Genomic DNA, 25,585 nt, shown 5'->3' on the forward strand with positions numbered 1-25,585 from the left:
ATGAACCAGACGCACCCCCTGGAGGCGCTGCTGCGCCCGGCGGTGGAGCTCAATACCGCGCTGGTCTGCTTCGCCTGCGCGGTGCTCTGCATCATGGCACCCTGGTCGCTGGCTCTGTCGCCGAGCGTGGGATTCGGCATGGCTGCAGGCTTTGCCGCCTTTGGCTTGTGGCGTGCCCGGCAGGCCTGGGTGGTGCTGCGTTATCGCCGCAATATGAAGCGTCTGCCGCGGTTCGCATTACGCAGCCGGCAGATTCCGGTTAGCCAGCGGCTGCTGTGGATGGGCAAGGGCTTCAAGTGGGAGGCGCGCCACACCCAGCGGCTGCATGAGAGCCAGCAGCCCCACGTACAGCGCTATCTGCGCCTGGGGCCGGCCTACCGCTGGGCCCGTGGGCTAGAAAACCGGCTGGAGCGTTATGCCGCCGGCCGGCCGCTGGTGAAGTTGCTCGCCGCGGATGTGCCCTGGAACCCGGTGCGCCCGCTGCCGCCGGTGGGTGGCATGGCAGCACTGCACGCCGTGGAGTGGAAGGAGAGCGACGTCTACCTGCCCCTGGGCGAGCGGGTCGGTCACACCCTGGTGGAGGGCACCACTCGGGTCGGCAAGACCCGGCTCGCCGAGATCCTGATCACTCAGGACATCCATCGCGGCGACGTGGTGATCGCCTTCGACCCCAAGGGCGACGCCGACCTGATGATCCGTATGTATGCCGAGGCGCAGCGGGCGGGTCGCGGCGATGAGTTCTACGTCTTCCACCTGGGCTGGCCGGATATCTCGTCCCGCTACAACGCCGTGGGCCGCTTCGGGCGCATCTCCGAGGTGGCCACCCGGCTCGCCGGTCAGCTCTCCGGGGAGGGCAATAGCGCCGCCTTTCGTGAGTTCGCCTGGCGCTTCGTCAACATCGTGGCCCGTGCCCGGCACGCCCTGGGGCAGCGACCCACCTATGAGCAGATCCTCTCGGACGTGGTGAACATCGATGGGCTGATGATCGAGTACGCCCAGCAGACCCTGACCCGCCATGACCAGTACGCCTGGGAGCGCATCACTACCATCGAGGGCAAGCTCAACGACAAGAACATCCCCCGTCAGTTTCAGGGCCGCGACAAGCGGGTGGTGGCCATCGAGCAGTACCTGCAGCAGATCAATGTGGTGGACGCGGTGCTCGAGGGGCTGCGCAGCGCCGTGCGCTACGACAAGACCTACTTCGACAAGATCGTGGCCTCGCTCCTGCCGCTGCTGGAGAAGCTGACCACCGGGCGCATCGCCGAGCTGCTCTCACCGGACTACAACGACATCGAAGACCCCCGGCCGATCATCGACTGGCAGCAGATCATCCGGAAGCGCGGCATCGTTTACGTGGGCCTGGACGCCATGAGTGACTTCGAGGTGGCCCAGGCGGTGGGCAACTCCATGTTCGCCGACCTGGTCTCGGTGGCCGGCCATATCTACAAGCATGGCATCGATGACGGCCTGCCGGCGGTGAACGGCAAGCGCATGGGCAAGCTGCCGATCAACATGCACTGCGACGAGTTCAACGAGCTGATGGGTGACGAGTTTATCCCACTCATCAACAAGGGCGGCGGCGCCGGTATTCAGGTCACCGCCTACACCCAGACCCTCTCCGACATCGAGGCGCGCATCGGCAATGCTGCCAAGGCCGGCCAGGTGGTGGGCAACTTCAACAATCTGGTCATGCTGCGGGTGCGCGAGGAGAAGACCGCCGAGCTGCTGACCCGGCAGCTGCGCCAGGTCAACGTAGCCACCCGCATGCTGGTCAGCATGGCCTCCGATTCCAGCGACATCGCCAACGATATCGACTTCACCAGCTCCGGCGGCGACCGCATTAGCACCGTGCAGGTGCCGATGATCGAGCCCGCCGACGTGGTCTCTTTGCCCAAGGGCCAGGCCTTCGCCCTGCTCGAGGGCGGCCAGCTCTGGAAGGTGCGTATGCCGCTGCCGCTACCCGACAAGCACGAGGATATCCCCGGCAGCATCGCCGAGCTGGCCGAGCGCATGAAGCGCGACTACACCACCGGCGAGCAGTGGTGGACCGCGGTGATGCCGCCGCCGGTGAACCTGGAGCTGGGCGATCTGGGGCCTGAGCTCGCCGTGAGGGGCAGTGAACCCCCGGCTCAGCAGTATGAGCCTGCGGAGCCCGGGGCATCGACGCCTACCAGGGAAGAGACCAGAGCGCGCCGGCAGGGAGAGGAGGCAGAGGATCAGCTGCTGGATGAGTGGCCGCTGGCTCAAGAGATGGAGAACCGTGATGAACATCGAGACAACGCCCATGAAGACTGACATGGCGGCAACCGCCATCGTCTCCAGTGTCGCCCTGGAGAGCGGCTCCCTGAGTGAGCTGCCTCCGGCCCTGTTCGGGCTGCTCGACTACGTGGTCATCGGTATCGACCGCGTCGAGCTGACCCAGCGTGCCTATCGCAAGGGATTGTCGCCGGTATGGGAGCAGGGTGAGAGGCCCCATGAGGGCCGGCTGATTTTGCACTACCAGGACCGGCGCTGGGCGCTAGTCTGCTCGCTGACGCCGGTGAGGGTGCACTGAGATGGCCACCGCAGAGCGCGCCCAGGAAACGCGACGAGGGTGGCTGGCCACGCTGTTCGGCCTGCCGTTTCAGATCATGGCGGTGCTGGTGGTGTCGCTGCTGATGTCGGTGTTGATCGAGTGGGCGGGGATTTATTGGCAGTGGTGGAGCCAGCCCGGGGCCCAGCATGCCCTGGAGACTCTGGAAGCGGAGGTGGCCCGGTTGGATACCACCTTCACGCGCTCGTTGCTGGTCTCGGACCCGGTCGCCCTGGCGACCCGAGCGGTGACGAGCGCCTACGACTGGCTGTTCGTCAGGAGCGGGGTGGCGGCCTGGCTCGAGACCAGCGCCCATCACGGCGGCTGGCTCGGCACCCTGCATGTCTACGTGCAGGCGGCGCTCTACGTCACGCTGATGACCCTGACCCGGGTGGTCATCCTGCTGCTGACCTCGCCGCTCTTCGCCCTGGCGGCCCTCGTCGGCTTCGTCGATGGCCTGGTGCGCCGCGACCTGCGCCGCTTCGGTGCGGGGCGCGAATCCGCGTTCATCTACCACCATGCCAAGCGGGCCATCACGCCGATCTTCGTGGTGGGCTGGCTGCTCTATCTCAGCGTGCCCTTTGCCCTCCACCCCAACGCCTTCCTGCTGCCCTGCGCGGCGCTGTTTGGCCTGCTGATCAGCATCGCGACAGGCACCTTCAAGAAGTACCTCTGAGGCTTGCCCGCAGCGACATGGCCATCGACCGGAGCCTGGATGGGCTCCGGCGTTTCCATGCCTACCGAGTGGAACTGGCACAGATAAACGTCGTGTGCGGCGCTTATGGTTTCCTGCTGCACTGCACCCTGGCGGGCGACAGGATGACGGCAATCACAGCCAACGGATGGACTGTCTTGCCATGACGCTTCGCCACTTGCCGCGCGCCTTGACGCCTCTGCTCCTGACGCTGCTGACCGCCCAGTTAGGCACCGCGCACGCCGCTGAACGCGACGGCGTACGCGATGAAATCGCCCGTCAGGACCTGGCCCTGATTCAGGACCAGCTGGCACAGATCCAGCGCATCGTGGATCGACTCGAGAACCGCGTCGGCGAATTCGATCCCCACACCACCCGCGTCTTTCTGGACGTGCCGCGCCTGCGTCGCGATATCGAGGCGGTGGCCGAGGGCATCGATGACGTGCTCGCGCCCCCTCGCTTACCGCCTCGCCAGCCGGCACCGCTGGCCGGCGACTACCTTCGGGAGCTGCGCTGATGGAGGCCTTCGCCGCCGGTGCCGGCTTCGAGGCCCCGCCCCTGGGCATCCTGATTGCCGGGTTGGGCTGCACCGTGGTGCTGCTCTGGGCGAGCTGGAGCGCCATCTCCTCCTACCGAGGCTACGCCAAGGGGCGCGTCAGCGGTGACGACTTCGGGTTTGCTGCCCTGCGCGCCGTCTTCCTGGTCGTGGTGATGTTCTGGATTTTCCTCTGAGGCCGCCGGCCTCGCACCTTCGTCAGTCAACAAGGAGCTCGTTATGACTACCGTGCGCTCGTTCTTCTCTCGTGCCCGTACCCGAGGCCTCGCCGCAATAGCTGCGGCAAGCTTGGTTCCGGTTCACGCCATGGCCCAGGGGCTGCCCACCATGGAGGCGCCGTCGCGGGGGGAGGGGGATGGCCTGCTTACCACCTTGCAGAACTACCTGTTCGACTTCGGCGCCCTGGGGGGCCTGATCCTGGCCACGGTGGCGTTCCTGATGGTCGCCATCGCGGCCATCGCCACCTTCAACGAGGCGCGGGTGCGCGGTGAGTGGTCGAAGTTCGGCGTCGTGGTGGTCGTCGGGGTGGTGCTGATCATCGCCATCATCTGGCTGGCCACCAAGGCGGCGGAGATCCTCTGATGGCAAACCGTCTCGACTTTCTGCCGACCCGCCTGAACGCCGCGCCGGTGGTGTTTCGGGGCATGACCGGGCATGAGGTTGGGATGATGGCCCTGGGCGGCTTGGCCGCGGGCCTGCTGCCGGGTGCGATCGGCGCCTGGCTGCTGGGGGCCATCGCCATGGTGCCCACCGTGGCCTTTTCCTGTGCCGGCATGGCGCTCTATTTCGGCGGGTCCGTCATGCGACGGATGCGGCGGGGCCGTCCCGCCGCCTGGCTCTACCGCAGCCTGCAGTTCCGTCTCGCCCGGCAGGGCATCCGCCTGTGGGGCGCCGACGCCCTGATCACCAGCTCCGGCCCCTTCTCCCGGCGGCGGATGCGCTACCAGCCCGGAGGTCGGCCATGAGTCGCTTTCGTCACGCCCTGAGCGCCCGGGATGCCCATATCACCACCCTGCGCTTCATCATCCTGGTGCTGGCCCTGCTGTGTGCCGGCCTGTGGTGGGGTTGGAAGTCGGCCCCGGAGAACCTGACCATCCACAACCCGCCCGACCTGCGCTCCGGCAGCACCCGCGCCTGGTGGGAGGTCGATCCCTCCAGCGTCTACGCCTTCGGGTTCTACGTCTGGCAGCAGATCAACCGCTGGCCCGCTGACGGCCAGAGCGACTATCGGCGCAACCTGGAGGCCTACTCCGCCTTCCTCACCCCCTCCTGTCAGCGCTCCCTGGACAACGACTACGAGACCCGCAACCGCCGTCAGGAGCTCTCCGGGCGCGTGCGCGGCATCTACGAGATCCCCGGGCGCGGATATCGCTCCAGCGCCGTCGAGGTGCTGAGCCGTGACGCCTGGGTGGTGACCCTGGATATGGCCATCGACGAGCAGTACGCCGGCACGCCGGTGCGTGACCTGTTCATCCGCTATCCGCTGCGGGTGGTGCGGGCAGACGTGGACCCGCAGCGCAACCCCTGGGGCCTGCAGGTGGACTGCTTCGAGGGCACCCCGCAGCGGCTGGCGGTGCCCGGCCGCGAGGATGAAGGAGACCTGCTATGAAGCGCCTGATACTGGCCTGCCTGGCGAGCGCGGTGCTGGCCGGTGAGGCTCTGGCGGTGGAGATCATGCACTGGGAGCGCCGCCCCCTGGATATCCCGCTGCCGGTGGATGAGGAGCGCATCGTCACCCTGGACCGCAACGTGCGAGTGGGCCTGCCGCCGGCCCTGGCCAATCCCGAGGTGCTGCGCGTCCAGAGCGCTGGAGGCGTGCTCTACCTGAAGGCCTTCGATCCCTTCGAGACCCAGCGCGTGCGGGTACAGGACGTGGAGAGCGGTGATGTGTTGCTGCTGGACCTCTCGGCCCGAGAGGGGGGCAGCAGTGAGGAGGTTCTGGTGGTGGATAGCCGCGAGGCGTCGCCGGCCAGGGCGCGCTCTTCCCGCTCTTCCTCGGACTCGTCCTCCGGCAGGAGCGGGGCGCCGGCACCGCAGGCCTCGCCATCGTCGGCTCAAGCGACCCGAAGTGAGTCCGAGCGGATGACGTCTGCGCCGGTGCCCGTGCTGTTGACCCGGCATGCGGCCCAGTCGCTCTATGCGCCGCAGCGGACCATCGAGCCCCTCCGCGGGGCTTCCCGTGTTCCTATGCGCCTCCCCGAGTCCCTGAGCACCCTGCTGCCGTCGCTGCCGGTGACCGCCACGCCTCTGGGCGCCTGGCGGCTCGATGGCTGGACGGTCACCGCGGTGAAGTTGGAGAACAATGATAGCCAGCGTGCCTTCGAGCTGGATCCGCGCTGGCTGCAGGGAGACTTCTACTCCGCGACTTTCATGCACCCCTACCTGGCACCGCGGGGCTCCGTGGAGGACACCACTACGGTCTTTCTGGTTACCCGGCGCGGCGGCCTGGACAGGGCACTGATCCCGCTGGAGGGGACGGCTAACGCCGAGGAGGGCGCCTCATGACCCTGCGTAGCAATACTCTGCTGAAGGTGCTGGTCCCGGGGCTGCTGGTGATCGTGCTGCTGATCGTGGTGCGCGGCCTCAGCGGCGACGGCGATGCCGGCACGGAGGCCGAAAGCGCCGAAACTGACCCGACCCTGAGCCTGACCGATGATGAGCTGCAAGCGCTTGGCATTGAGGGAGATACCCCGCGGGACACCGTCGCCACCCTGGTGGGCCACGTGCAGGCCATGCGTCGCGACCTGGAGCAGGCCCAGGCGGAAACTCAGGCGCTGCGCGACCAGAACGAGCGGCTGATGACCCGTAACCAGGATGTCGACGGTGCCATCGATGAGGCGCTGCGTCGGGAGCTTGAACGGCTGCGTCAGGAGATCGACCAGTCCCAGCCGGACAGCTCCATGCTGGGCACCCTGCAGCGGCAACTGGACCAGCTGCGTCGCCAGGTGGACGGGCAGCGCGACGATGACCTGCCCATCGGCCTGGGGCTGGAGAGCGGCGGCGGTCCCAATGGGACGGCCTACTCGGGGCCGGGCTCGGAGCATGCACTGACCTGGGTCGAGCCTCTGGACGCCCAGGAGGATGAGCGCGGGCGCGGCGAGACCACCTTCCCGACCCGCTTCGGCGAGGCCGCCGGTGAGCTGGGCGAGGCGGCCAGGCGTGCTTCAAGCGCGGTGGAGAGCCGGGTGACCGGGCGCCCCGACGAATCCAGCGTAGAGCCCGTCTACACCCTGCCTGAGAACTCCACCCTGATGGGCTCGGTGGCCATGACGGCGCTGCTGGGCCGAGTGCCGATCGACGGCACCGTCAATGACCCCTATCCGTTCAAGGTGGTGATCGGCCGCGAGAACCTCACCGCCAACGGCATCACCCTGCCGGAGGTGGAGAGCGCCATCGTCAGCGGTACCGCCACCGGCGACTGGACGCTCTCCTGCGTGCGCGGCCAGGTTAACTCGATGACCTTCGTCTTCGAAGACGGCACCGTGCGCACCCTGCCGGCTCCGGATGACGTCAACTCCGGTGATGCCTCGAGCCGCACCACCATCGGCTGGCTCTCCGACCCGCGGGGGCTGCCCTGCATCCCGGGTGATCGCAAGACCAATGCCCAGCAGTTCCTGCTGACCAGCTTCATCCTGGGCGCCGCCGAGCAGAGCGCCAATGCCGTCGCCATGGGCGAGGTCACAACCAGCGTCGACAGCGGGGGCGTGGTCAGCGGCCTCACCGGCAGCTCCGGCCGCTATGCGGCCAGCCAAGCCATGGCCGGCGGCGTCTCAGATGTCCGCCAGTGGGTACAGGAGCGCTTCGGCCAGACCTTCGATGCCGTTTACGTCCCGCCCGGCCAGCCGGTGGCTATCCATATCGAGCGCGAACTGCCCATCGACTACGAGACACAAGGAAGGAGGGTGCGATATGACCGCACGGGCTCGGATGTCCTCGACCTGCCGTAGTGTCGGAAATAGCGCTGCGAGAAGTACTGCAATAAGCGCCGCCAGGCCGCTGGCGGCCCTGATGATCTTCCTGCTGGTGGCGGGCTGCGCTACCTCCCAGGAAGAGCTGATGCCGGTGGGCGATACCACCATGATGGAGATCTGGCAGCACCAGGCCGGCCACAGTACCGGCGAGCGCCGCCTGCTGGACGTGCGCAGTGAGCTGCGCCGGCCCCTGGAGAGCCCGGAGCTGGTCAACGAGCAGCTGCGCTACAGCCGCGACGCCAGCAATGAGATCTACAGCCAGTTCCGTCGCCTGCCCAACCCGGATCTGGTGATGTACGTGTTTCCGCACCTGGCCGGGTCGGAGCAGGTGCCGGTACCCGGCTACTCGACGGTGTTCCCGCTGTACCAGCGCACCCAGTACGCCATGCCCGGGGAGAGCGCCCGCCCAACCGCGGACCGGCAGGGACAGGTGGACGAGAGGAGGGTGCGCTGATGTCCAAGTTCGACGACCTGATGAACCGGCTATTCGGCAGCGCTCCGGCCGGCGACAGTGATTCGGGCCTGACGCAGGAGTCCGTGATTTCAGGCCGAGATAAGGCCGAGCCTGGGGCGCTGGCCGCGCTCAACAGCGACGTTCACGGCCGGCCGCTGGCCCTGCCTCGCGGCAAGGCACCGTCCGTGGCCGAGCTGCGCTCGCACTTCCGCCGTGCACCCTCGTTCAGCAACTACCTGCCCTGGGTGGAGTACCTGTCCGAGTCGGGCTGCTTTCTGCTGGAAGACGGGGTCTCGGTGGGGGTGGTGGCCGAGGTCTTCCCCATCGCCACCGAGGGCCGCGCCCCGGAGTCCCTGGAGGCGATTCGGGACCAGATCGAGGCCGCCTTTCAGGACAGCCTGCCCGAGTATGAGCAGCACCCCTGGGTGGTGCAGCTCTTCGTCAAGGATGAGGTCGACGCCCGGCCGGATCTGGAGCGCATGCGCGACTATGTGCGGCCCCGGGCCCGGGAGACCGAGTTCACCCAGGATTGGCTGGCGAGTATGGCCGCCCATCTCAAGGCGATCTCCAAACCGGGCGGGCTGTTCCAGGATGACGGCGTGACCCAGACACGCTGGCGGGGCCAGACTCGCCGCACGCGCCTGGTGCTCTACCGCTGGCTGGGCAAGAAACGTCAGGCGGGGGAACGTCAGCGGGGGCTCTCCCCCGAGCAGGCGGCCAATCAGGTCTACGATAGGCTGGCCGCCGCGCTGCACGGCGCGGGGCTGCGCCTGGAGCGCTATGACGGGCGTGCCTTTCACCGCTGGCTGCTGCCGCGCTTCAACCCGCGGCCGCGGTTGGCTCCCGATGACCCGGCCCGCTTCTACGCCCTGTGCGACTACCCCGAGGACGCCGATGAGATGGCCTGGAACTACGACCTGGCCGAAGGGATGCTCTTCAACTCGCCCCGGGGCGATGTGGAGACCGGACTCTGGTGGTTCGATGGGCGGCCCCAGTGCTGCGTGGTGGTGGAGGAGATGCGCCGAGCGCCGGTGGTCGGCCATCTCACCGGCGAGGTGCGTCGCTCCGACGGCCAGGCGAGCAACGCCCTGATGGACAAGCTGCCCGAGAGCACCGAGGCGGTGCTGAGCATCGTGGCCACGCCCCAGGAGCCCCTGGAGGACCATATCAACCGCCTGCACAGCAAGGCGGTGGGGGACAGCGTGCTGGCCCGCCAGGTCCGCGAAGACTGCGAGACCGCCCGCCGCTACCTGGGCCAGAACCACAAGCTCTACCAGAGCACCCTGGCCTTCTTCCTGATGGGCGAGGATGAACAGGATCTCCAGCAGCGCAGTATGGCGCTGGCGACTCAGCTGCTGCAGGTGAACCTCTCGCCGGTGGACCCGGAGGACGAGGTCGCCGGCCTGAATACCTACCTGCGCTGGCTGCCGATGAACTTCGACCCGGAGCAGGACCGCAAGAACCGCTGGTACACCCAGTTCAATTACGTCCACCACCTGGCCAACCTGGCACCGGTGTTCGGGCGCGGCCGCGGGACCGGCCACCCCGGCATGACCTTCTTCAACCGCGGCGGTGAGACCTTCAGCTTCGACCCGCTGAACCTCGAGGACCGCTCGGCCAACGCCCACATGCTGGTGTTCGGCCCCACCGGGGCCGGCAAGTCGGCCACCCTGAACGGCGTGCTGAGCCAGGTCATGGCCATGCACCGCCCGCGGCTCTTCATCATCGAGGTGGGCAACAGCTTCGGGCTGCTGGGCCAGTATTTCGAGCGCAAGGGGATGAGCGTCAACCAGGTCAAGCTATCTCCGGGCTGCGGGGCCAGGCTGCCACCGTTCAGGGCGGCCACGCGGCTGCTGGAGAACGAGGTGGAGGAGCGGCGCCTGGCCCGTGACGTTGAGGACGCCAACCCCTTCGAGGAAGCGCGGCTCGAGGAAGAGGAGGAGCAGCCCGATGAGGAGCGCGACCTGCTGGGCGAGATGGAGATCACCGCCCGCCTGATGATCACCGGCGGCGACCCGAAGGAGGAGCGAGAATTTCGCCGCGCCGACCGGCGTATGGTGCGCGATGCCATCTACCGGGCAGCAGAGCGCTGCCGGGAAGAGGGCCGCGAGTGCATGACCCAGGACGTGCGCGAGGCGCTCTATGCAATTTCACGTGACACAGAGATCCCCGAGGAGAGGCAGCGCCGCGCCTACGACATGGGCGAGGCCATGGGGCTGTTCTGCGACGGCTTCGACGGCGAGGTGTTCAACCGCCCCGGCACCGCCTGGCCTGAGTGCGACGTCACCATCATCGACCTAGCCCACTTCGCACGGGAGGGCTACGAGGCCCAGCTCGCCCTGGCAGTGATCAGCGTGACCAATATGATCACCAACCTGGCCGAGCGCGACCAGTACAGCGGGCGGCCCATCTTGCAGGTCATCGACGAGTGCCACCTGCTCACCGTCAACCCGCTGCTCAGCCCCTACCTGGTCAAGGTGGGCAAGATGGGGCGCAAGCTCTCCCACTGGATCTGGATGGCGACCCAGAACCTCGAGGACTTCCCGGACGCGGCCCGCAAGCTGCTCAACATGATCGAGTTCTGGCTGTGCCTCTACATGCCGCCGGACGAGATCGAGCAGGTCAGCCGCTTCAAGGAGCTCACCGCCACCCAGCGCAAGCTGATGGCCTCCGCCACCAAGGTCTCGAAGAAATATACTGAAGGCGTCGTGCTGTCAGGGCGCCTGGAGGCGCTGTTTCGGGTGGTGCCACCGAGTCTCTATCTGGCCTTGGCCGGCACCGAGGGCGAGGAGAAGGCCGAGCGCATGCGGGTGATGCGCGAGCAGGGCTGCTCGGAGCTCGAGGCAACTATCAAAATTGCTGAAATTCTCGATCAAAAACGGGGGATATCTTAAATTCAGGAAGTGGAAAGTGCGCATGACAATTTGTATCTTAGATTCAATGTCGCGAGTGGCGATTAAACCCTTCGAGTTCTTTGCGATGCGTGGTTGTTAAAAGGCGATCGCGAGATGATTTTTCGGTGGTTGGTGTGATTTTGAGAAATCATTAAGAGGCTTCGATTATTTTTGATGGTGCTTTGTCATGATGGTATTTATTTCTTTCATTAAAGGTGTGTGTGGCTCAGCCTTTCGTCGACTGAAAATGACCTGTGTGCATATACTGTCGTCGGCCAGTCGGGCATAGGAAATGCCACTTCTCTGGACATTCATGACTTGTTCGGGAACAAGAGTAATGCCCAGTCCTGAGGCCACTAGGCCTAATGCTGTCTGCAATTCATTAGTTTCTTGAACTACTTGCGTCTTGATGCTGCGCCGATGGAAGAAGCCTTGTATTAAGTCTGCAAAGCTGGGGCGTGGTCGAGCAGGGAAGAGTATCAATGGGTTGCAGGCTAGCTCCTCGAGGGTGGGGTTGGTGCCCTCCAAAGAATGGCCGGTGGGTAAGGCTGCTAGCAGTGGCTCATCAAATAGCCTTATTTGCTCAATATCGGGATCGTCTATCCTTAGACGGCCGAAGCCAATGTCGATGCGTCCTGCCTTGAGGGCCTGAATCTGCTGCACTGTGGTCATTTCAATCAGGTTCAGTTCCGTCTCATCCTTTTGTCGTAGCTCTCGGACCAGCAGCGGCAGCTGGTCATAGAACACCGAGGGGACGAAGCCTATGCCGAGTAGTGGTCGTTGATGTCGTTCCATTCGCCGGATAGTGGCTGCAGTGTTTTCCACCTTATCCAGTAGCTGTCGTGCTTGCTCATAGAGGAACTGGCCTGTTGGTGTCAGGGCCAAACCTCGGGGACTTCGAACGAACAGGCGCGAGCCAAGATCCTCCTCCAAGCTCTTGATTTTTCTAGATAGAGGCGGTTGTGTCATATGTAGCCGATGAGCCGCACGAGTCATGTTCAGCTCCTCGGCTACCACACAGAAGGTACGCAGTTCGTGCAGGTCCATCATACCTCCCAGGGTATGGTAGTGTGAGAAAACAATATTGGTTTGTAAGTTACGGCGCAACAAGACTGTCACTGAACTCTTACATATCCGAACCGGATGCTGCCGTGACCGCCACTATCCAGTCCGTCGAGACGCTGCTGGTCGACCTGCCGACCATCCGTCCCCACAAGCTCTCCATGACCACCATGGCCTGCCAGACCATGGTCATCGTGCGCATGCGTCACAGCGATGGCATCGAAGGCCTGGGGGAGGGTACCACCATCGGTGGCCTGGCCTATGGCCCCGAGAGCCCCGAGAGCATCAAGTGCAATATCGACGCCTACCTGGCGCCGCTGCTGATCGGCCAGCCCTCCGGCAACGTCAACGCCCTGCGTGGGCTGCTCAATCGCCACGCCCGCGGCAACATGATCGCCAAGTCGGCGCTGGAGACCGCGCTGCTCGACGCCCAGGGCAAACGCCTGGGGCTCAGCGTGGCCGAGCTGCTGGGCGGCTCCCGCCAGACCCACCTGCCGGTGCTCTGGACCCTGGCCAGCGGCGATACCGGCAAGGATATCGAGGAGGCGAAGCTGCGCCTCGAGCAGCGTCGCCACTGTGACTTCAAGCTGAAGATCGGTGCCAACCCGGTGAAGCATGACGTGCGCCACGTGGCCGCCATCAAGGAGGCCCTGGGCGATCGTGCCAGCGTGCGTGTCGACGTCAACCAGGCCTGGGACGAGTCCACCGCCGTCTATGGCATCCAGGCCCTGCAGGATGCCGGCATCGAGCTGATCGAGCAGGCCATTCCCGCCCGCGAGCATGCCGGCCTGATCCGCCTGGCCAACCGCTTCAACGTGCCGATGCTGGCCGACGAGGCGGTGCAGGATGCGCGCGATGGCCTCGACCTGGTGCGCGGCGGCTTCAGCGGCGCCTTCGCCCTCAAGATCGCCAAGTCCGGCGGCCTGAAGGGCGTGCTGGAACTGGCCCACGTGGCCCAGGCCGCGGGTGTTGGCCTCTACGGCGGCACCCTGCTGGAGGGCACCATCGGCACCGCCGCCTCCCTGCACGCCTGGGCGACCCTGCCCGAGATGGCCTGGGGCACCGAGATGTTCGGCCCGCTGCTGCTCAAAGATGACATCGTCGTCCAACCGCTGAACTACCAAGAGTTCGGCGTCGAGCTGCCGGCAGGTCCCGGCCTCGGCATCACCCTGGATGAAGACAAGCTGGCGCACTACGCGCGCAAGTAAGAGGGCGCATGTCAGGCCCCGGCAAGAAAACGATACGACAACTGGAGGATAGAGCCATGCTGTTTCAGGTGGAAATGACCGTCAAACTGCCGCCGTCGATGCCGGCCGAGCAGGCCGCCGAGATCAAGGCGACCGAGAAGGCCTACTCCCAGGACCTGCAGCGCTCCGGCAAGTGGCGCCACCTGTGGCGCGTGGCCGGCAGTTATTCGAACGTCAGCATCTTCGACGTCGAGGACAACGCCGAGCTGCAGGAGCTGGTCAGCAACCTGCCCCTCTTCCCCTACATGGAGATCAGCGTCAAGCCGCTGTGTCGCCACCCGTCCTCCATCCGCGAGGACGACTCCTGAGTCGCGGATGAACCACGCCAGCGCCCGTCACTGACGGGAAAAAAAGAGAATCCAAGAGGATACCCACATGACCGTGAAGATATTCGATACCCCTGACGTGCAGGATTTCCTGAAGACCGTCGCCGGCTTCGACCAGGAAGGCGGCAACGAGCGCAGCAAGCAGATCATGCACCGCCTGCTCTCCGACCTGTTCAAGCTGATCGACGACTTCGACGTCACCGAGGAAGAGTACTGGTCCACCGTCAGCCTGCTCAACGCCCTGGGCAGCCAGACCCAGTTCGGCCTGCTCTCGCCGGGCCTGGGCTTCGACCACTACCTGGACATGCGCCAGGATGCGGCGGACGCCGAGGCCAAGCGCACCGGCGGCACCCCGCGCACCATCGAGGGCCCGCTCTACGTGGCCGGCGCCCCGGAAGCCGAGGGCTTCGCGCGCATGGACGACGGCAGCGACCCCGAGGCCGAGGTGATGTGGCTGACCGGCCAGGTGCGTGACGTCGACGGCACCCCGATCGCCGGCGCCAAGGTCGAGATCTGGCACTGCAACTCCAAGGGCTGCTACTCGTTCTTCGACCCGACCCAGAGCGAGTACAACATGCGCCGCACCATCTATGCGGACAGCGACGGGCGCTACACCGCGCGCAGCATCATCCCCTCCGGTTACGGCGTGCCCGAAGGCGCCCCGACCGACGTGGTGCTGAAGTCCCTGGGCCGTCACGGCGAGCGCCCGGCGCACATCCACTACTTCATCTCCGCGCCGGATCACCAGCACCTGACCACCCAGATCAACCTGGCCGGCGACCCCTACACCTTCGACGACTTCGCCTTCGCGACCCGCGAGGAGCTGGTGGTACCGGCCAACCGCATCGAGGATCAAGACGAGATCGCCAAGCGCGAGCTGGACGGCCCCTTCTCCGAAGTGGTGTTCGACATCGAGTTGGCCAAGACCGACGTGGCCGAGCTGCAGCACCGCCACGCCCGTCCGCGGGCCAAGGAAGACGAGCAGGACCAGCACAGCCAGCTGGCCGGCACCGCTAAGGTATAAGAAGTCATATATTAAAAATGTTAAAAAAGAAGTAACTTTTAATAATATTCGGAGTTAATAATATGAAATTCCAAAAAACCCTCCTGGCGATCTCTGTGACGGCATTTTCGAGTGCTGTAGTTGCAAGTGAAGCTGTGCGACTAGATGTTGCGAGTGCATTTTCCACTCAAACGTTCTTTGGCAAGAGTGCCCAGAATGTGTCTGGTGATCTAGAGACAATGAGTGACGGAAATGTGTCAATGCGGGTGTATGATCCTGGCGAGCTGATCCCGGCATTTGACATTCTCAGTTCAGTATCCTCTGGTGCTGTTCCTGCAGGATGGTCCACTATTGCATATTTCGGTGGCACCATTCCTGTCGCTAACCTTTATGGTGCTCTGCCATTTAGCCCAACCGCAGAAGCTGTTTTCTCGTGGACATTTGATGGTGACGGGCGAGAGTTGCTTCAAAGCTCACTCGATCAGTATGGGATAAAGGTTTTGCCTTGCTCTTATATACCTCAGGAGCCTGGCGGGTGGTTTAACAAGGAAATTAACTCTACAGAAGACTTCCAGGGATTGTCGATGAGGATATCTGGCTTAGGTGCCAGGGTGCTTAATGAGTTTGGAGCTTCCACCCAGCTAATCGCTGGTGATGAAGTGTATCTTGCACTGGAGAGGGGGCGAGTTGATGCTGCCGAATTCTCCATCCCAGAAGTTGACAATGCCCTTGGCCTTAGTGAAATAGCTGAAAACTACTATTTCCCTGGATGGCACCAAGGTGCTGGCTGGCTGGCCCTTCTGATTAATCAGTCTGTTTGGGATGGTTATAGCGATGTTCAGCAGGCACAATTTGAAACAGCCTGTCGTGCGAATATCCAGCGGGAGTTTAGCAGTGTTATTCCGAAGCAGATGGAAGTGCTGGATGATCTGAGAGCTCAAGGGGTTAATGTTGAGCGCTTTTCAGATGAAATTCTTTCTGAAATGCACGAGGCCTGGCAGGCAGTGGTAGAGGAGGAAAGGAATGAGAATCCAACTTTTGGGGAAGCATATGACTCGCTCATGAGCCATGCTGCCATGATTGAAGAGTGGTATGATCTCCAAGCACTTCCGTCTGTCAGATAATTATATAGATAGGACTTAGTTATGCATAGCAACCTGCCCTCATGGAATCACCGAGGAGCAGTGATGTGCAATACCCTAGCCCGGCCTTTGGTCGGGCTAGGGCTCGTGGTAGGAAGACTAACAAGCTGGCTTGTGTTGTTGGTTATGGCTGCCGTGCTCATCACTGTATTAATGAATTTTTTTGGGGTAAATGTAATCGCCCGGTGGGACGAAAGAGTTCTACTTTTTGGGAGAGGCATAACCATAAATAGCGTCACAGAGTTGCAGTGGCATATCTTTGGCGTGCTGACTCTGTTTGGTGCAACCTATGCCCTCCATCTAGACAATCATGTTCGCGTTGATGTTGTTTACAGTAACTTGAGCTTGAGAAGCAGGGCTGTAGTTAATGTTGTTGGGCATTGTGTGATGCTTATTCCCTTCTGTTTGATCATATCCTGGCTGTCGAAAAGTTTTGTGGAAATGTCCTACATTTCAGGTGAGCAGTCGAATTATGGCGGCCTTACAGATAGGTATCTCATTAAAGCCATGCTCCCATTTGGGATGGTGTTTTTGGCGCTTGGGGCGCTGGGGCAAGTCATTAGAAACATCGGCGTAATCCTTGATCCGTCAATTGATAGTGATCCCCCGCGCAATTAGGAGTCGATGATAATGGTTGATTTTTTTGTACAGTACTCGCTTCCCATTGCGATGGTGGTAGCGTTGCTTGCCGGAATTTTCACAGGGTACCCAGTTGCTTTTTTGCTTGGAGGGTTGGGAATATTGTTTGCTTTTATTGGCGATATTCCTTTTCCTTTTTTAGGTGTGGTAGGTTCAAGGATATTTGGTCAGGTCATAGAAAACTGGCTCATGATTGCCATTCCTCTATTTGTGTTTATGGGTATCATGCTCGAGGTCTCAGGCGTTGCTAAGAGACTCCTTTTGACATTGCAGCGGCTGTTTGGAAGAACTCATGGTGGCTTGGCTATATCAGTAGCTCTTCTAGGTATTGTGATGGCTGCTAGCACCGGGATAATTGGTGCTTCAGTTGTAATGCTTGGGCTTCTTGCCCTGCCCGTAATGATGAAGCAGGGGTATAAAGCCGAGCTGGCATGCGGGGTTATTGCTGCATCGGGAACTCTTGGTGTTTTGATACCCCCGTCTATTATGCTAGTGCTTATGGGTTCAATACTTCAGATTTCAGTTGGAGCTCTCTTTAAGGCTGCTCTGTTGCCGGGTTTGCTTCTTGGTATTCTGTATGTGTTGTATTTGCTTGTTGTTTCTAAGGTGCGCCCTGAGTGGGCTCCGTTAGCTGATCCAGATTCTCTTGATCATGACGGCTCACCCCTTTGGCTCGCACTTATGAGAGATTTGTTTGGCCCTGTCATGTTGATGGTTATTGTCTTGGGTTCAATTATGGCGGGCATTGCGACTCCAACTGAGGCAGCAGCGATCGGCGCCGCAGGAAGCCTTTTATTAGCGGCTTCTACGCGGAGTCTTAAGTTTAACATATTGCAGTCTGCTGTTCGGGATACTTCAAAAACTTCGGCAATGATTCTTTTTGTTGTTGTAGGCGCCACATGCTTTTCAGTAGTTTTCAAAAGGCTTGGTGGTGACTATATGATTGCTGACTTGGTGGCGAGCACAGGGCTTGGTCCATATGGGCTTTTGCTGGTAATAATGGCAATGATATTTGTTCTGGGGTTTTTCTTGGAGTGGATTGAAATCAGTTATGTTATCTTGCCACTTGTTGCACCGGTTGTTCAGGCTCTTGATTTTGGCTTAGGGCTTTCTTCTCAGGCAGTCTTGATTTGGTTTGCTATCTTGGTGGCTATAAACCTCCAGACAAGTTTCTTGACGCCACCTTTTGGTTATGCGCTTTTTTACCTCAAGGGGATAACCAAGGGAGAGATTGGTATAGGTACAATTTATAAATCCATAATGCCGTTTGTTGGGCTTCAGCTTGTGGGTTTGATTGCATGTATAGCTTTTCCTGCTATTATTCTTTGGCTTCCAGGGCTCATCTGAGCTGACAAAGTTGAGCCCGCCACTTAGGGCGGGCTCAAGTTTTTCCTTTAAGTGCTGCCACTAAAAACAATGATTCTTAGAGTATGGTGAAGCTCGGCAATTCTTAGTGAGTTATTGGTCCTCAGTCCTCAGTCCTCAGTCCTCAGTCCTCAGTCCTCAGTCCTCACCAGCCACCCCTCCACAGTCTCAGCACCGTGCTCATCCTTCCACGCTTTCAGCGTCTTCTGGTTGCCGCCGCGAGTTTCGACGACTTCGCCAGTGTTCGGGTTCTTGTAGATCTTCAGCTTGCGCTTGGCGCGGCCGGTACTCGTGGTGCTGGTGGCCTTGGCAGCAGCCGGCTGCGGGTCCAGCAGCTTGATGACGTCGGCGGCTGACTTGTCGAACTCGCGCATCAACGCCTCGAGCTTGTCCTTGAACTCCAGCTCGGCCTTGAGCCGATCATCGTTCTTCAGCCTGTCGAGCTCTTCCTGGAGCTGCTTGAGCTGCTGTTCCTTCTGCATATAGGTGTTGAGAATGGACATGGACTTCCTCGTTTTGGTGAATGTTGAGAAAGATTATGGTGGCAGCTTTGGTTTGAATCAATGTTCTTGATCAGATCAATGAAGGTTTTTGGCTATGAGTCGGGTTTGACGCTTATTGAGCCTTTGATGCCTGGTCCAGAAAACACCTCGCGGTCGAATTAACATTTCCTGATGCCACTCTTGATGGTCTCGGTAATCCTGTGCCAGTTCCTTGATCTTCTGGAGTGGCAAGCATGGAGAGACACCACCCACGCCGCTGGCTGGCTGCCTTTGGGCTATCTGCCTGCCTGGCAGGCTCCGCACTCGCTGAACCAACCATCGAGGTCTTTACCACCGCTGGAGAGCCGGCCCTCAATGTGCCGCCCGACGTGGCAGTTATCGAACTCGATGCGCCCGGGCGTCTGGATGCCAAGTTGTCGCACGACTTGCCCGCTGATCCTGACGTCGCGGCGAGCCTTATGCGTGAGCGCATGTCGTCTCCCGAGTGGCAGGAGACTGCCGACCTCTATGCCGATAGCTATGTCGGGCTGGCAAGGGCCTGGCAGCTGGGTGTCGAGAAAGTCCCTGCCGTGGTGATCGATGGCCGCTACGTGATCTATGGGCAGCTGGACGTGGCCGAGGCGCTGAGTGAAGCCGAGCGTTTATTGGGGCAGGAGGGGCGCCAATGACGCCCTTCAAGACCTTGGGAGCCGTGCTCGGCTGTGCGTTGCTGAGCCTGGGGGTGGCGGAAAAGCCTGCCCATGCCTTGACGACACCACAGATCGTGGCCTCGTCGCTCTCCACCCAGTGCCTGGACTATCAGGTCATCGGTATCTGCGTTTGGCTCAACTGCTCCTGGTCGGGCTGCTCCATCCGCACCTCGGTCCAGGTGCGTCACTACATCCCCGAGCTGGTGGTCTCCAGCTACGAGAATACCGGCGACAACCCCTGGTGGGAGGTGGCTGCGCTGTCGCCGCCGCTGGGGGAGGCGCTGGCTGGAGGCCAGAGCACGTCCGATGCCAACCGGGCTCAACACGAGCACCTGCGCTTCAAGAACGTGGACGCCATCGGCCATCCCGCTGGCGGCGCCTTCAGCAGCTTTGCCAGTGCCTTCGGCGTGACCTGCGCTGGGGCAGCGACCCCCCTTCAGCCCTACCACCTCTCGACGTTGGACGCCCTGGCGTGGCGCAGCGGGATACCCGAGTCCCTCTACCCCGAGGCTCTGACGCCCGGCATGCGTGAGCTGGGCCAGCCCGGCGACCTGTGGGGCAATATCTATCCGCGCAGCGGCTTCCTGACCCAGGTGCACGACTACAAGACCGCGGCGACTACCTCCCAGCGCTCCGCCGATATCGTCACCCGCACAGGGCAGCCCCACGTCTACACGCCGCTAGTCGCCTCCAGCCGCGACGGCTACTGGCCACCCGGGCCGGTCAAGGAGGGCGATGCCTCGACCCATCGCTGGCAGCGGCTGACGCCCAACATGAGCAATTCCTGCCGGGTGTGGCCGGACCGCGGCGTCGCCGACACCTATGCCGACCGCCTCGACGCAGGCGGAGACTACGCCTGGTCGCTGTGGCGCCCCTATCGCTGCTGCCAGCGCCGTGGGCAGATCCTGCTCTACGCAGTTCCCTGAAGGAGAGAGGCACGATGAAAGGATCTCGCAAGCGACGCTTCACCCTCACCCCGCTGGCCGGCGCCATGGTAATGGGGCTGCTCGCTACCCAGGCCTCGGCGCAGTCTGCGGATGCGCTCTACTACCAGATCGGCGGTGCTTCCCCCTTTAGCGTCTCCGCCGGCCGGGGCTACAACCCCAACAGCCGGGGTATCGGCATCAGCTGGAACATGAACGCGACGTGCGGCAGCTTCGATATCGGCGCTACGGTCTCCAACCAGCTCAACGGCGTCACCGATGGCTTCCAGAACCTGATGGGGACGGTGGTTCAGAACGCCCAGAGTGCCGTGGCCTCGCTGCCCGCTATGGTCATCCAGCGGGCCAACCCGGGGCTCTATGACCTGTTGAGCAACGGCGTGCTGCAGGGGCGGGTCGACTTCGACCGTGCCTCGATGTCCTGCCGGCAGATGTCCGAGCGCATGGCGGATAGGGTCACCGGCCAGGGGTGGCAGCAGATGGCCGCGGCCGAGAGCTGGCAGAGCGCGGCGCAGTCGAACGCCGACGTCGTCTCGGCCCAGGAGCAGGTCGACCAGTCTGGCGGCAACCAGGGTGTGACCTGGGTGGGTGGCCAGCGCCGTGGCGGCCAGGACCAGGTGCCGATTCGCGTGGTGCAGGACACCGCCCGCGCCGGCTACAACCTCCTGCATGGACGAAACGACACCACTAGCAGTGCGTCCATTGCCGGAGGCGGTGGCGGCTGGGGATCGGTGGCTACCAATGAGGGCACCTGGATTGGCGGCGGTGGCTTGTCGGGCACTGCCGGCGGCGGTGGCTCAGGCGGCTCAGGCGGCTCGGGCACCGGTGGTGGCACCGGGGCGTGCCTGGGCGGCATGTGCACGGTGTGGCAGAGCCCGGAGGAGGCCGCCGAGTGGACGCAGACCGTGATCGGCGAGCAGTCGATCCGTACCTGTGACGGCTGCGAGCGCAGCGAGTCCCAGGCCGGCACCGGGCTGGTACGGGAGCTGGAACACGAGCAGCAGGAGGTCTACGACAGGCTCCAGGGGCTGGTCGATGGCAGCGAGCCGCTGACCCCGGAGAACCTGCGCCAGGTCTCTGCCGGTGACGGCCTGACCGTCTCCCGCGGGGTGATCGAGTCGCTGCGCACTGACCCTGAGGCCTCGCTGCTGATTCATCGCCTGAGCAGCGAGATGGCCCTGGCCAGAACCCTGACCAAGGCGCTGTGGGCACGCCGGCTGCTACTGGCCGGCAGTAGCGATCCGGGTATCGCCGACAACGAGCAGGGCATGTCGGCGCTGGATCGCAAACTCGTTGCCCTGGACCGGGATATCGAATCGCTGCGCTCCGAGATGGAGATCCGCCAGGCGCTGGGCAATAGCGCCGCCGGTATCGCCCTGGAACGGGCCTCCCGCCGCAGCCAGGGGGCGTCACAGGGCGAGACCTTCCGGCCGGATGCGGCCCTCGACGGTCGTGGCCGACCCACCGGCGAGGAGGGTAGCGACTGATGGCTCGACGCGCTTTCTCCTGGATGAGCCCCGGTCGCTGGCCATCGCTGCTGGTCGCCATCGGGGTGCTGATCGCCATGTTCCTGCTCAGCGGGATCATTCTGGTGATCAGCGTGCGGCTGCTGGGTGGGCTCGAGGCCCACCACGACGCCTGGCGAGCTGCCTGGCCGTGGCTGCTGGCCTGGCGGCTGAGCCTCTATGCCGCGCTGGTCCTGGTCTGGTGGCGCAAGGTTCGCCCCCGGGCGGTGGCTCGGCTGCGCCTGGACCATGACGATGGCCGGCAGGCGCTCGCCAAGCTGAGGCGCCTCGAGGTGATGGCCCTGGGCATCCTGGTTCTGCTCGAGGTCACCAATCTGGTCAACCAGCTGGGAGGTGCCTGATGGGAGGCCTGCTTACCGCTCCGCTGGTGGTGTTCGACTACTTCTCGAACGCCATGACGCTGCTGGGCTGGATCATCAACAACGCCATCTGGAACGTCATGGTGGCCACCGGCATCGCCGCGGTGCCATTCATCACCCTGGTGCTTTCTGAGTGGTTCAAGGCGCGCCAAGAGGGTGACGAGGCGGGGACCAAGGGCATCCTCACGGTCAACCGCATCGAGACCCGGCTCTACGCCATGATCCTGGCCTACGCCTTTACCTGCCTGCCGCTGCTGCAGGTCCAACTGGCCACCGCCGATATCGACGAGAGCCGCTCGCTGGAGTGCGGCACCCGCCAGTTCGCATCGGGAGGCTGGTCCGAGGGGGCGTTCGGCGCGACCGAGAGCGCGATTGGTGGCCAGCAGGCCAGGATTCCGCTGTGGTGGGCGGGCGTGCATGCGGTGTCCCACGGGCTTACCGCCGCGGCGATTCACGCCATTCCCTGCTCGACGGACTTCGAGTCCATCCGCATGGAGCTGGACCTGCACAGCGTCGAAGATCCGGGGCTGCAACAGGAGGTAGGCGAGTTCCAGCGTCAGTGCTTTGGCCCGGCGCGCAACCGGCTGTTGCAGGAGGGGGAGAGCATCGAGGCGACCCGCGCCATGGACGTGGACTGGATCGGCTCGAACTACTTCCAGACCACGCCCGGCTACTACGATAGCTTCTACGCCGGGCGGCCCATCGCCGGCTTCCCCTACGATGCCGACCGGGATGTCTCCCGGCCCAACACTGGCCCGGGGATGCCCGGCTACCCCTCCTGCCGGGAGTGGTGGGCAGACGAGAGCGTTGGTCTGAGAGCACGGCTGCATGAGGAGGTCAGCCCCGGGTTCTGGGACGACTTCCGCAGTGTGTTCACCAGCAGCGATGCCGAGGACTACGTGATCCGGCGGCTGGTCAGCCCCCGCTCGGGCGCAGCCAGCGGCAACTTGGATCAGGCGGTGGTGGGCTTTCGTGGCCTGGACGGCGGTGGCTTCTGGGATGCCACTGTGACGGCCGGCGCCATGGTGGGCGGCACCCTGTCGATCCTGCCCTTCCAGTCCGGCATGGACATGCTCAAGCAGGCGCTACCGATGGTGCAGGGCATCCTGGTGATGGCCATCATCATCTGCCTGCCCTTTGTGATGGTCATCTCCAGCTACAGCTTCAAGGTCGCCGGTATGGCCACCTTCGGGCTCTTCGCCATGTGGTTCCTGACCTTCTGGTGGGAGCTCGCCCGCTGGATCAACGCCAACCTGGTGGATCTGCTCTACCGTAGCGACGCCGCCAAGCTGAGCTGGCTCTCCGCCGCCAACAACCTCTACGACCGCATGGTGCTGCAGTTCGTGGAGGGGATGATGTTCCTGGTGTTGCCGGGACTTTGGGTAGGCGTGTTGGGGTGGGCCGGCATGCGGATCGGTGGAGCCATCAGCAGCGGTATTCAGCAGGGCGGTGGACACGCTCAGAGTGCAGGTAGCTCGGGAGGGCAGAAAGCGCAGTCGAAAGCCTCAGGCGGTAAGCTCTGATATTCAAAGCCTCAGTCGTCGATCCTGAGTCCACCAGAGTAATAACCGAACCCTTCCGGGCCGTCCTGCCAGCCTTCTGCGTACGGGTCCGGAGGGACACTCGAAGCGGATTGTTCATGGTTCGAAGTCGCCTCAGCTGCTGTTATGGCAGTGGCCAGAGTAGCGGTTCCGGTGACCACCTTGCCGGCCCCATGAGCAACTCGCCGCCACCCTGCCTGGGTGGTGGCCGTTTGTGCGGTGGACTTGGCCACGCCAGCGGCTGAGTCACGCAGCATGCGCAGTGACTCGGCCGTGTTCGCCTGGGTATGCCAGCCGTCGGACCAGCCTTCCTGGTGTCCACCGTCGAGAGCCTTCCGCGCGGCCTGGCGGCCAGCGATGGCGGTTCGGGTAAGAAGTGATTTCAGAGCCATGGGCGCCCCTCCCTTGGGACATCAGTTCTGTAGCATAGACGCTAGCATGGTGGGTCTCCACCGGGTGCGGCTTACAACGATGCGGGTGCAAAGGGCGAAAGGCCCAAAGGGTGTAAGGGAAGGGGTGCTCAAGGGGAAGGGGCTTACCCCGAAAAGTCAGCATATTGCGAACCCCAAAGGGGAAAGGGCAAAGGGTTGCTACAGGGGCCCCGGTGCTGCTCGACCCGATCACTGCCGATTTGAGCACACGGCTGCCGTGCAGAATGAAAACTCCACCGCTGCAGAAAGGAGCGCAGCTAACCTGCTGAATCTGCGGTTTCTTGCGCCTCTTTCGGTGCCCCGCCTTCAGCAACGGCTCGCAGCAGTGCAGAATGAAAGACTGTTTGCATCTACCGACAAGGAGGTCGTCGTGGGCTTTCGCTTCCAGCGCCGCATCACCCTAGCCCCAGGCATTCGGCTCAACCTGAGCAAGCGCGGTCTCGGCCTCTCGGTGGGCCCGAGGGGGGCCAGCCTCAGCGTGGGGCCGAGCGGCGTGCACGGCCATGCGGGGATTCCCGGCACCGGCCTGGCCTATAGGCAGAAGCTCAACACCCGGAACCGTCGAGCGTCCGGAGAAAGCGGTGGCACCGGACGCTCCAATTCCGCTGCCGCTGCCCTGGATGCGCTGCTGTTACAGGGTGAATCGCTTCCGGTGCGGCTCGAGATCGATGCCGAGGGCGGCATCCACTATTTCCACGGTGATGGCACGTCAATGAGCGATGACGAGGCCCGCGTGTTGCGTCGACATGCCAGAGAGTCGCTGCGCGATGCAGTTGGAGCAACACTGCGAACGCCTCAACGCGGACATGGACCGGCTCGGCCGGCTGCACGAGGAAACCCCGCACCCGTACAAGAATGGCTACACCACCCAGGACTTCACCGAAGCGCCACCCTCACCGCCGAAGCTGGAGCAGCCAGCCTGGTGGCACTTTCTATGGTCGCCGGCCCAGCGTCGCCTGGAAGAGGAGAACCAGCGCCGCCAAGCCACCTTCGACGAGGACTACCGCGACTGGGAGTGGCGCAAGGCCGAGCATGATGCGGCAGAGTTCGCTCGCTATCAGCGAGAGAGTGAAGGCGTGTGGCATGACCCCGATGCGATGGAGCAGACCCTGCGTGATCGGCTGGAGGAGATCGACTGGCCCCGTGAAACGGCCATCGACTTCGACCTCGGTAGCGACGTGAGTACCATTGCCGTCGACATCGACCTTCCTTGCGAAGATGAAATGCCGGACCGCTACTGGGCCATGCCCACCAAGCAGGTAAGGCTCACCCCGCGAAAGCTCAGCGACACCCGCCAGCGTAAGCTCTATCGAAACCACGTGCATGGCATCGCCTTTCGCGTGCTGGGCGCGGTACCACAGGCAGCAGGATTTTAAAGAGCCGGAACCATTTCATGTGTCATCTATGTTGACAGACTCCGGAGCGGGATCAGTACCTGTTCAGCGTGAAGGGCACCCGCGAGCAGTGGAGCCAGATCCACTTCGACAAGCTGGAGCAGGTCGACCCGGTTGCCGCCATGGAGGCCTTCACCCTGCGGCGCGACATGACCAAGACCGGTATCTTCCGTGATATCGAGCCGTTCAAGCTGGTGTAGCAGGGTAGCTAAAGCCTCAAGTGTCTGAGGCAAGGCAGCCTGGTGACAACCGGTAGGGCGGCATGCCTGTCTCAGT

The 25,585-nt window shown here is 63.0% G+C and carries 28 protein-coding genes and 1 pseudogene; 26 read left to right on the forward strand and 3 right to left on the reverse strand.

From position 1 onward, the window contains the following. The 12 genes from traD to ACM26W_RS01530 all read left to right on the forward strand — a co-directional run bounded on the left by traD (nucleotide 1) and on the right by ACM26W_RS01530 (nucleotide 11,141). Nucleotides 1–2,295, forward strand: a complete 2,295-nt coding sequence (traD, locus tag ACM26W_RS01475; RefSeq protein WP_416139112.1) for a type IV conjugative transfer system coupling protein TraD — start codon at nucleotides 1–3, stop codon at nucleotides 2,293–2,295. Beyond that, nucleotides 2,264–2,554, forward strand: a complete 291-nt coding sequence (locus tag ACM26W_RS01480) for a hypothetical protein (RefSeq protein WP_416139113.1) — start codon at nucleotides 2,264–2,266, stop codon at nucleotides 2,552–2,554. Before traD ends, ACM26W_RS01480 begins: the two co-directional genes overlap by 32 nt. Before the next feature lies 1 nt (nucleotide 2,555). Next, complete coding sequence (locus tag ACM26W_RS01485; RefSeq protein ID WP_416139114.1) at nucleotides 2,556–3,248, forward strand: TIGR03747 family integrating conjugative element membrane protein; 693 nt, start codon at nucleotides 2,556–2,558, stop codon at nucleotides 3,246–3,248. Nucleotides 3,249–3,429: 181 nt separating this feature from the next. Continuing rightward, nucleotides 3,430–3,783, forward strand: coding sequence for an RAQPRD family integrative conjugative element protein (locus ACM26W_RS01490; RefSeq protein ID WP_416139115.1), 354 nt, complete (start codon nucleotides 3,430–3,432; stop codon nucleotides 3,781–3,783). Continuing rightward, nucleotides 3,783–3,998: a TIGR03758 family integrating conjugative element protein gene (locus ACM26W_RS01495; protein ID WP_416139116.1), complete on the forward strand. Its 216-nt coding sequence runs from the start codon at nucleotides 3,783–3,785 to the stop codon at nucleotides 3,996–3,998. The genes ACM26W_RS01490 and ACM26W_RS01495 overlap by 1 nt, the downstream gene beginning before the upstream one ends. A 43-nt stretch (nucleotides 3,999–4,041) precedes the next feature. After that, nucleotides 4,042–4,404: a TIGR03745 family integrating conjugative element membrane protein gene (locus ACM26W_RS01500; protein WP_416139118.1), complete on the forward strand. Its 363-nt coding sequence runs from the start codon at nucleotides 4,042–4,044 to the stop codon at nucleotides 4,402–4,404. Next, nucleotides 4,404–4,787, forward strand: coding sequence for a TIGR03750 family conjugal transfer protein (locus ACM26W_RS01505; protein WP_416139119.1), 384 nt, complete (start codon nucleotides 4,404–4,406; stop codon nucleotides 4,785–4,787). Before ACM26W_RS01500 ends, ACM26W_RS01505 begins: the two co-directional genes overlap by 1 nt. Next, on the forward strand, nucleotides 4,784–5,431 hold the full coding sequence (locus ACM26W_RS01510) for a PFL_4703 family integrating conjugative element protein (protein WP_416139120.1): 648 nt from the start codon (nucleotides 4,784–4,786) through the stop codon (nucleotides 5,429–5,431). Before ACM26W_RS01505 ends, ACM26W_RS01510 begins: the two co-directional genes overlap by 4 nt. Then, nucleotides 5,428–6,327: a TIGR03749 family integrating conjugative element protein gene (locus ACM26W_RS01515; protein ID WP_416139121.1), complete on the forward strand. Its 900-nt coding sequence runs from the start codon at nucleotides 5,428–5,430 to the stop codon at nucleotides 6,325–6,327. Before ACM26W_RS01510 ends, ACM26W_RS01515 begins: the two co-directional genes overlap by 4 nt. Then, nucleotides 6,324–7,769 carry a TIGR03752 family integrating conjugative element protein gene (locus ACM26W_RS01520; RefSeq protein WP_416139122.1) on the forward strand — a complete coding sequence of 482 codons (1,446 nt, stop codon included), beginning with the start codon at nucleotides 6,324–6,326 and terminating at the stop codon, nucleotides 7,767–7,769. Before ACM26W_RS01515 ends, ACM26W_RS01520 begins: the two co-directional genes overlap by 4 nt. Before the next feature lie 61 nt (nucleotides 7,770–7,830). Then, nucleotides 7,831–8,247, forward strand: a complete 417-nt coding sequence (locus ACM26W_RS01525; RefSeq protein WP_416139123.1) for a TIGR03751 family conjugal transfer lipoprotein — start codon at nucleotides 7,831–7,833, stop codon at nucleotides 8,245–8,247. Beyond that, nucleotides 8,247–11,141 carry a conjugative transfer ATPase gene (locus ACM26W_RS01530; RefSeq protein WP_416139124.1) on the forward strand — a complete coding sequence of 965 codons (2,895 nt, stop codon included), beginning with the start codon at nucleotides 8,247–8,249 and terminating at the stop codon, nucleotides 11,139–11,141. Before ACM26W_RS01525 ends, ACM26W_RS01530 begins: the two co-directional genes overlap by 1 nt. 165 nt (nucleotides 11,142–11,306) lie before the next feature. Here the strand turns inward: ACM26W_RS01530 and ACM26W_RS01535 are convergent, their stop codons facing one another. Continuing rightward, nucleotides 11,307–12,191 carry a LysR family transcriptional regulator gene (locus ACM26W_RS01535; protein ID WP_416140791.1) on the reverse strand — a complete coding sequence of 295 codons (885 nt, stop codon included), beginning with the start codon at nucleotides 12,189–12,191 and terminating at the stop codon, nucleotides 11,307–11,309. A 101-nt stretch (nucleotides 12,192–12,292) separates the two neighbouring features. On the opposite strand from ACM26W_RS01535, the gene ACM26W_RS01540 reads away from it, so the two are divergent. The 6 genes from ACM26W_RS01540 (at nucleotide 12,293) to ACM26W_RS01565 (ending at nucleotide 17,907) form a co-directional block, all read left to right on the forward strand. Next, nucleotides 12,293–13,411 (forward strand): muconate/chloromuconate family cycloisomerase, encoded by a 1,119-nt coding sequence (locus ACM26W_RS01540; protein ID WP_416139125.1) that lies wholly within the window; start codon nucleotides 12,293–12,295, stop codon nucleotides 13,409–13,411. A 56-nt stretch (nucleotides 13,412–13,467) separates the two neighbouring features. After that, entirely contained in the window at nucleotides 13,468–13,758 is a 291-nt protein-coding gene (gene catC / locus ACM26W_RS01545; RefSeq protein WP_416139126.1) for a muconolactone Delta-isomerase, read from the forward strand. A gap of 67 nt (nucleotides 13,759–13,825) precedes the next feature. Next, complete coding sequence (gene catA, locus ACM26W_RS01550; protein ID WP_416139127.1) at nucleotides 13,826–14,800, forward strand: catechol 1,2-dioxygenase; 975 nt, start codon at nucleotides 13,826–13,828, stop codon at nucleotides 14,798–14,800. A 62-nt stretch (nucleotides 14,801–14,862) separates the two neighbouring features. Continuing rightward, complete coding sequence (locus tag ACM26W_RS01555) at nucleotides 14,863–15,903, forward strand: TRAP transporter substrate-binding protein (protein ID WP_416139128.1); 1,041 nt, start codon at nucleotides 14,863–14,865, stop codon at nucleotides 15,901–15,903. Nucleotides 15,904–15,966: 63 nt separating this feature from the next. Next, on the forward strand, nucleotides 15,967–16,539 hold the full coding sequence (locus ACM26W_RS01560) for a TRAP transporter small permease subunit (protein ID WP_416139129.1): 573 nt from the start codon (nucleotides 15,967–15,969) through the stop codon (nucleotides 16,537–16,539). A gap of 12 nt (nucleotides 16,540–16,551) precedes the next feature. Further along, entirely contained in the window at nucleotides 16,552–17,907 is a 1,356-nt protein-coding gene (locus ACM26W_RS01565; RefSeq protein ID WP_416139130.1) for a TRAP transporter large permease, read from the forward strand. A 149-nt stretch (nucleotides 17,908–18,056) separates the two neighbouring features. On the opposite strand, the gene ACM26W_RS01570 is transcribed toward ACM26W_RS01565, so the two are convergent. Beyond that, a complete protein-coding gene (locus ACM26W_RS01570; protein WP_416139131.1) occupies nucleotides 18,057–18,428 on the reverse strand; it encodes a histone-like nucleoid-structuring protein, MvaT/MvaU family in 372 nt (123 codons plus the stop codon). Nucleotides 18,429–18,661: 233 nt separating this feature from the next. Between ACM26W_RS01570 and ACM26W_RS01575 the strand changes: the two genes are divergently transcribed. From ACM26W_RS01575 to ACM26W_RS01595, 5 genes are read left to right on the forward strand one after another with little or no spacing between them, the layout of a single operon-like run. Continuing rightward, entirely contained in the window at nucleotides 18,662–19,096 is a 435-nt protein-coding gene (locus ACM26W_RS01575) for a TIGR03757 family integrating conjugative element protein (RefSeq protein WP_416139132.1), read from the forward strand. After that, complete coding sequence (locus ACM26W_RS01580) at nucleotides 19,093–20,043, forward strand: TIGR03756 family integrating conjugative element protein (protein ID WP_416139133.1); 951 nt, start codon at nucleotides 19,093–19,095, stop codon at nucleotides 20,041–20,043. The genes ACM26W_RS01575 and ACM26W_RS01580 overlap by 4 nt, the downstream gene beginning before the upstream one ends. 14 nt (nucleotides 20,044–20,057) lie before the next feature. Further along, the gene (locus ACM26W_RS01585) at nucleotides 20,058–21,545 is read left to right on the forward strand and encodes an integrating conjugative element protein (RefSeq protein ID WP_416139134.1); all 1,488 of its coding nucleotides are present in this window, start codon (nucleotides 20,058–20,060) and stop codon (nucleotides 21,543–21,545) included. After that, entirely contained in the window at nucleotides 21,545–21,925 is a 381-nt protein-coding gene (locus tag ACM26W_RS01590) for a hypothetical protein (protein ID WP_416139135.1), read from the forward strand. Before ACM26W_RS01585 ends, ACM26W_RS01590 begins: the two co-directional genes overlap by 1 nt. Continuing rightward, nucleotides 21,925–23,466, forward strand: coding sequence for a conjugal transfer protein TraG N-terminal domain-containing protein (locus ACM26W_RS01595; RefSeq protein ID WP_416139136.1), 1,542 nt, complete (start codon nucleotides 21,925–21,927; stop codon nucleotides 23,464–23,466). Before ACM26W_RS01590 ends, ACM26W_RS01595 begins: the two co-directional genes overlap by 1 nt. A gap of 11 nt (nucleotides 23,467–23,477) precedes the next feature. On the opposite strand, the gene ACM26W_RS01600 is transcribed toward ACM26W_RS01595, so the two are convergent. Next, entirely contained in the window at nucleotides 23,478–23,876 is a 399-nt protein-coding gene (locus tag ACM26W_RS01600; protein WP_416139137.1) for a hypothetical protein, read from the reverse strand. Between the two features lie 79 nt (nucleotides 23,877–23,955). On the opposite strand from ACM26W_RS01600, the pseudogene ACM26W_RS01605 reads away from it, so the two are divergent. The 3 genes and pseudogenes from ACM26W_RS01605 to ACM26W_RS01615 form a co-directional block, all read left to right on the forward strand. After that, nucleotides 23,956–24,441: pseudogene (locus tag ACM26W_RS01605) on the forward strand (DUF4236 domain-containing protein); the annotation flags it as partial. Between the two features lie 241 nt (nucleotides 24,442–24,682). Then, entirely contained in the window at nucleotides 24,683–25,291 is a 609-nt protein-coding gene (locus ACM26W_RS01610; protein WP_416140941.1) for a hypothetical protein, read from the forward strand. 68 nt (nucleotides 25,292–25,359) lie between these two features. Beyond that, nucleotides 25,360–25,509 carry a hypothetical protein gene (locus tag ACM26W_RS01615; RefSeq protein WP_416139138.1) on the forward strand — a complete coding sequence of 50 codons (150 nt, stop codon included), beginning with the start codon at nucleotides 25,360–25,362 and terminating at the stop codon, nucleotides 25,507–25,509. The last annotated feature ends 76 nt before the right edge of the window (nucleotides 25,510–25,585 follow it).

The organism is Halomonas sp. HK25, assembly GCF_047795635.1.
Taxonomy (GTDB): Bacteria; Pseudomonadota; Gammaproteobacteria; order Pseudomonadales; family Halomonadaceae; genus Halomonas.

Excerpts from the sequence above, each read along its gene's own strand:
- ACM26W_RS01515 (WP_416139121.1), top strand. The coding sequence starts at position 5,428 with ATGAAGCGCCTGATACTGGCCTGCCTGGCGAGCGCGGTGCTGGCCGGT.
- ACM26W_RS01525 (WP_416139123.1), top strand. The coding sequence starts at position 7,831 with ATGATCTTCCTGCTGGTGGCGGGCTGCGCTACCTCCCAGGAAGAGCTG.
- ACM26W_RS01585 (WP_416139134.1), top strand. The coding sequence starts at position 20,058 with ATGAAAGGATCTCGCAAGCGACGCTTCACCCTCACCCCGCTGGCCGGC.
- ACM26W_RS01505 (WP_416139119.1), top strand. The coding sequence starts at position 4,404 with ATGGCAAACCGTCTCGACTTTCTGCCGACCCGCCTGAACGCCGCGCCG.
- ACM26W_RS01610 (WP_416140941.1), top strand. The coding sequence starts at position 24,683 with ATGCAGTTGGAGCAACACTGCGAACGCCTCAACGCGGACATGGACCGG.
- ACM26W_RS01520 (WP_416139122.1), top strand. The coding sequence starts at position 6,324 with ATGACCCTGCGTAGCAATACTCTGCTGAAGGTGCTGGTCCCGGGGCTG.
- ACM26W_RS01575 (WP_416139132.1), top strand. The coding sequence starts at position 18,662 with ATGGAGAGACACCACCCACGCCGCTGGCTGGCTGCCTTTGGGCTATCT.
- ACM26W_RS01510 (WP_416139120.1), top strand. The coding sequence starts at position 4,784 with ATGAGTCGCTTTCGTCACGCCCTGAGCGCCCGGGATGCCCATATCACC.
- ACM26W_RS01570 (WP_416139131.1), bottom strand. The coding sequence starts at position 18,428 with ATGTCCATTCTCAACACCTATATGCAGAAGGAACAGCAGCTCAAGCAG.
- ACM26W_RS01565 (WP_416139130.1), top strand. The coding sequence starts at position 16,552 with ATGGTTGATTTTTTTGTACAGTACTCGCTTCCCATTGCGATGGTGGTA.
- ACM26W_RS01595 (WP_416139136.1), top strand. The coding sequence starts at position 21,925 with ATGGGAGGCCTGCTTACCGCTCCGCTGGTGGTGTTCGACTACTTCTCG.
- ACM26W_RS01555 (WP_416139128.1), top strand. The coding sequence starts at position 14,863 with ATGAAATTCCAAAAAACCCTCCTGGCGATCTCTGTGACGGCATTTTCG.
- ACM26W_RS01485 (WP_416139114.1), top strand. The coding sequence starts at position 2,556 with ATGGCCACCGCAGAGCGCGCCCAGGAAACGCGACGAGGGTGGCTGGCC.
- ACM26W_RS01600 (WP_416139137.1), bottom strand. The coding sequence starts at position 23,876 with ATGGCTCTGAAATCACTTCTTACCCGAACCGCCATCGCTGGCCGCCAG.
- catC (WP_416139126.1), top strand. The coding sequence starts at position 13,468 with ATGCTGTTTCAGGTGGAAATGACCGTCAAACTGCCGCCGTCGATGCCG.
- ACM26W_RS01535 (WP_416140791.1), bottom strand. The coding sequence starts at position 12,191 with ATGATGGACCTGCACGAACTGCGTACCTTCTGTGTGGTAGCCGAGGAG.
- ACM26W_RS01580 (WP_416139133.1), top strand. The coding sequence starts at position 19,093 with ATGACGCCCTTCAAGACCTTGGGAGCCGTGCTCGGCTGTGCGTTGCTG.
- ACM26W_RS01530 (WP_416139124.1), top strand. The coding sequence starts at position 8,247 with ATGTCCAAGTTCGACGACCTGATGAACCGGCTATTCGGCAGCGCTCCG.
- ACM26W_RS01560 (WP_416139129.1), top strand. The coding sequence starts at position 15,967 with ATGTGCAATACCCTAGCCCGGCCTTTGGTCGGGCTAGGGCTCGTGGTA.
- ACM26W_RS01495 (WP_416139116.1), top strand. The coding sequence starts at position 3,783 with ATGGAGGCCTTCGCCGCCGGTGCCGGCTTCGAGGCCCCGCCCCTGGGC.
- ACM26W_RS01490 (WP_416139115.1), top strand. The coding sequence starts at position 3,430 with ATGACGCTTCGCCACTTGCCGCGCGCCTTGACGCCTCTGCTCCTGACG.
- ACM26W_RS01500 (WP_416139118.1), top strand. The coding sequence starts at position 4,042 with ATGACTACCGTGCGCTCGTTCTTCTCTCGTGCCCGTACCCGAGGCCTC.
- catA (WP_416139127.1), top strand. The coding sequence starts at position 13,826 with ATGACCGTGAAGATATTCGATACCCCTGACGTGCAGGATTTCCTGAAG.
- ACM26W_RS01590 (WP_416139135.1), top strand. The coding sequence starts at position 21,545 with ATGGCTCGACGCGCTTTCTCCTGGATGAGCCCCGGTCGCTGGCCATCG.
- ACM26W_RS01480 (WP_416139113.1), top strand. The coding sequence starts at position 2,264 with ATGAACATCGAGACAACGCCCATGAAGACTGACATGGCGGCAACCGCC.
- traD (WP_416139112.1), top strand. The coding sequence starts at position 1 with ATGAACCAGACGCACCCCCTGGAGGCGCTGCTGCGCCCGGCGGTGGAG.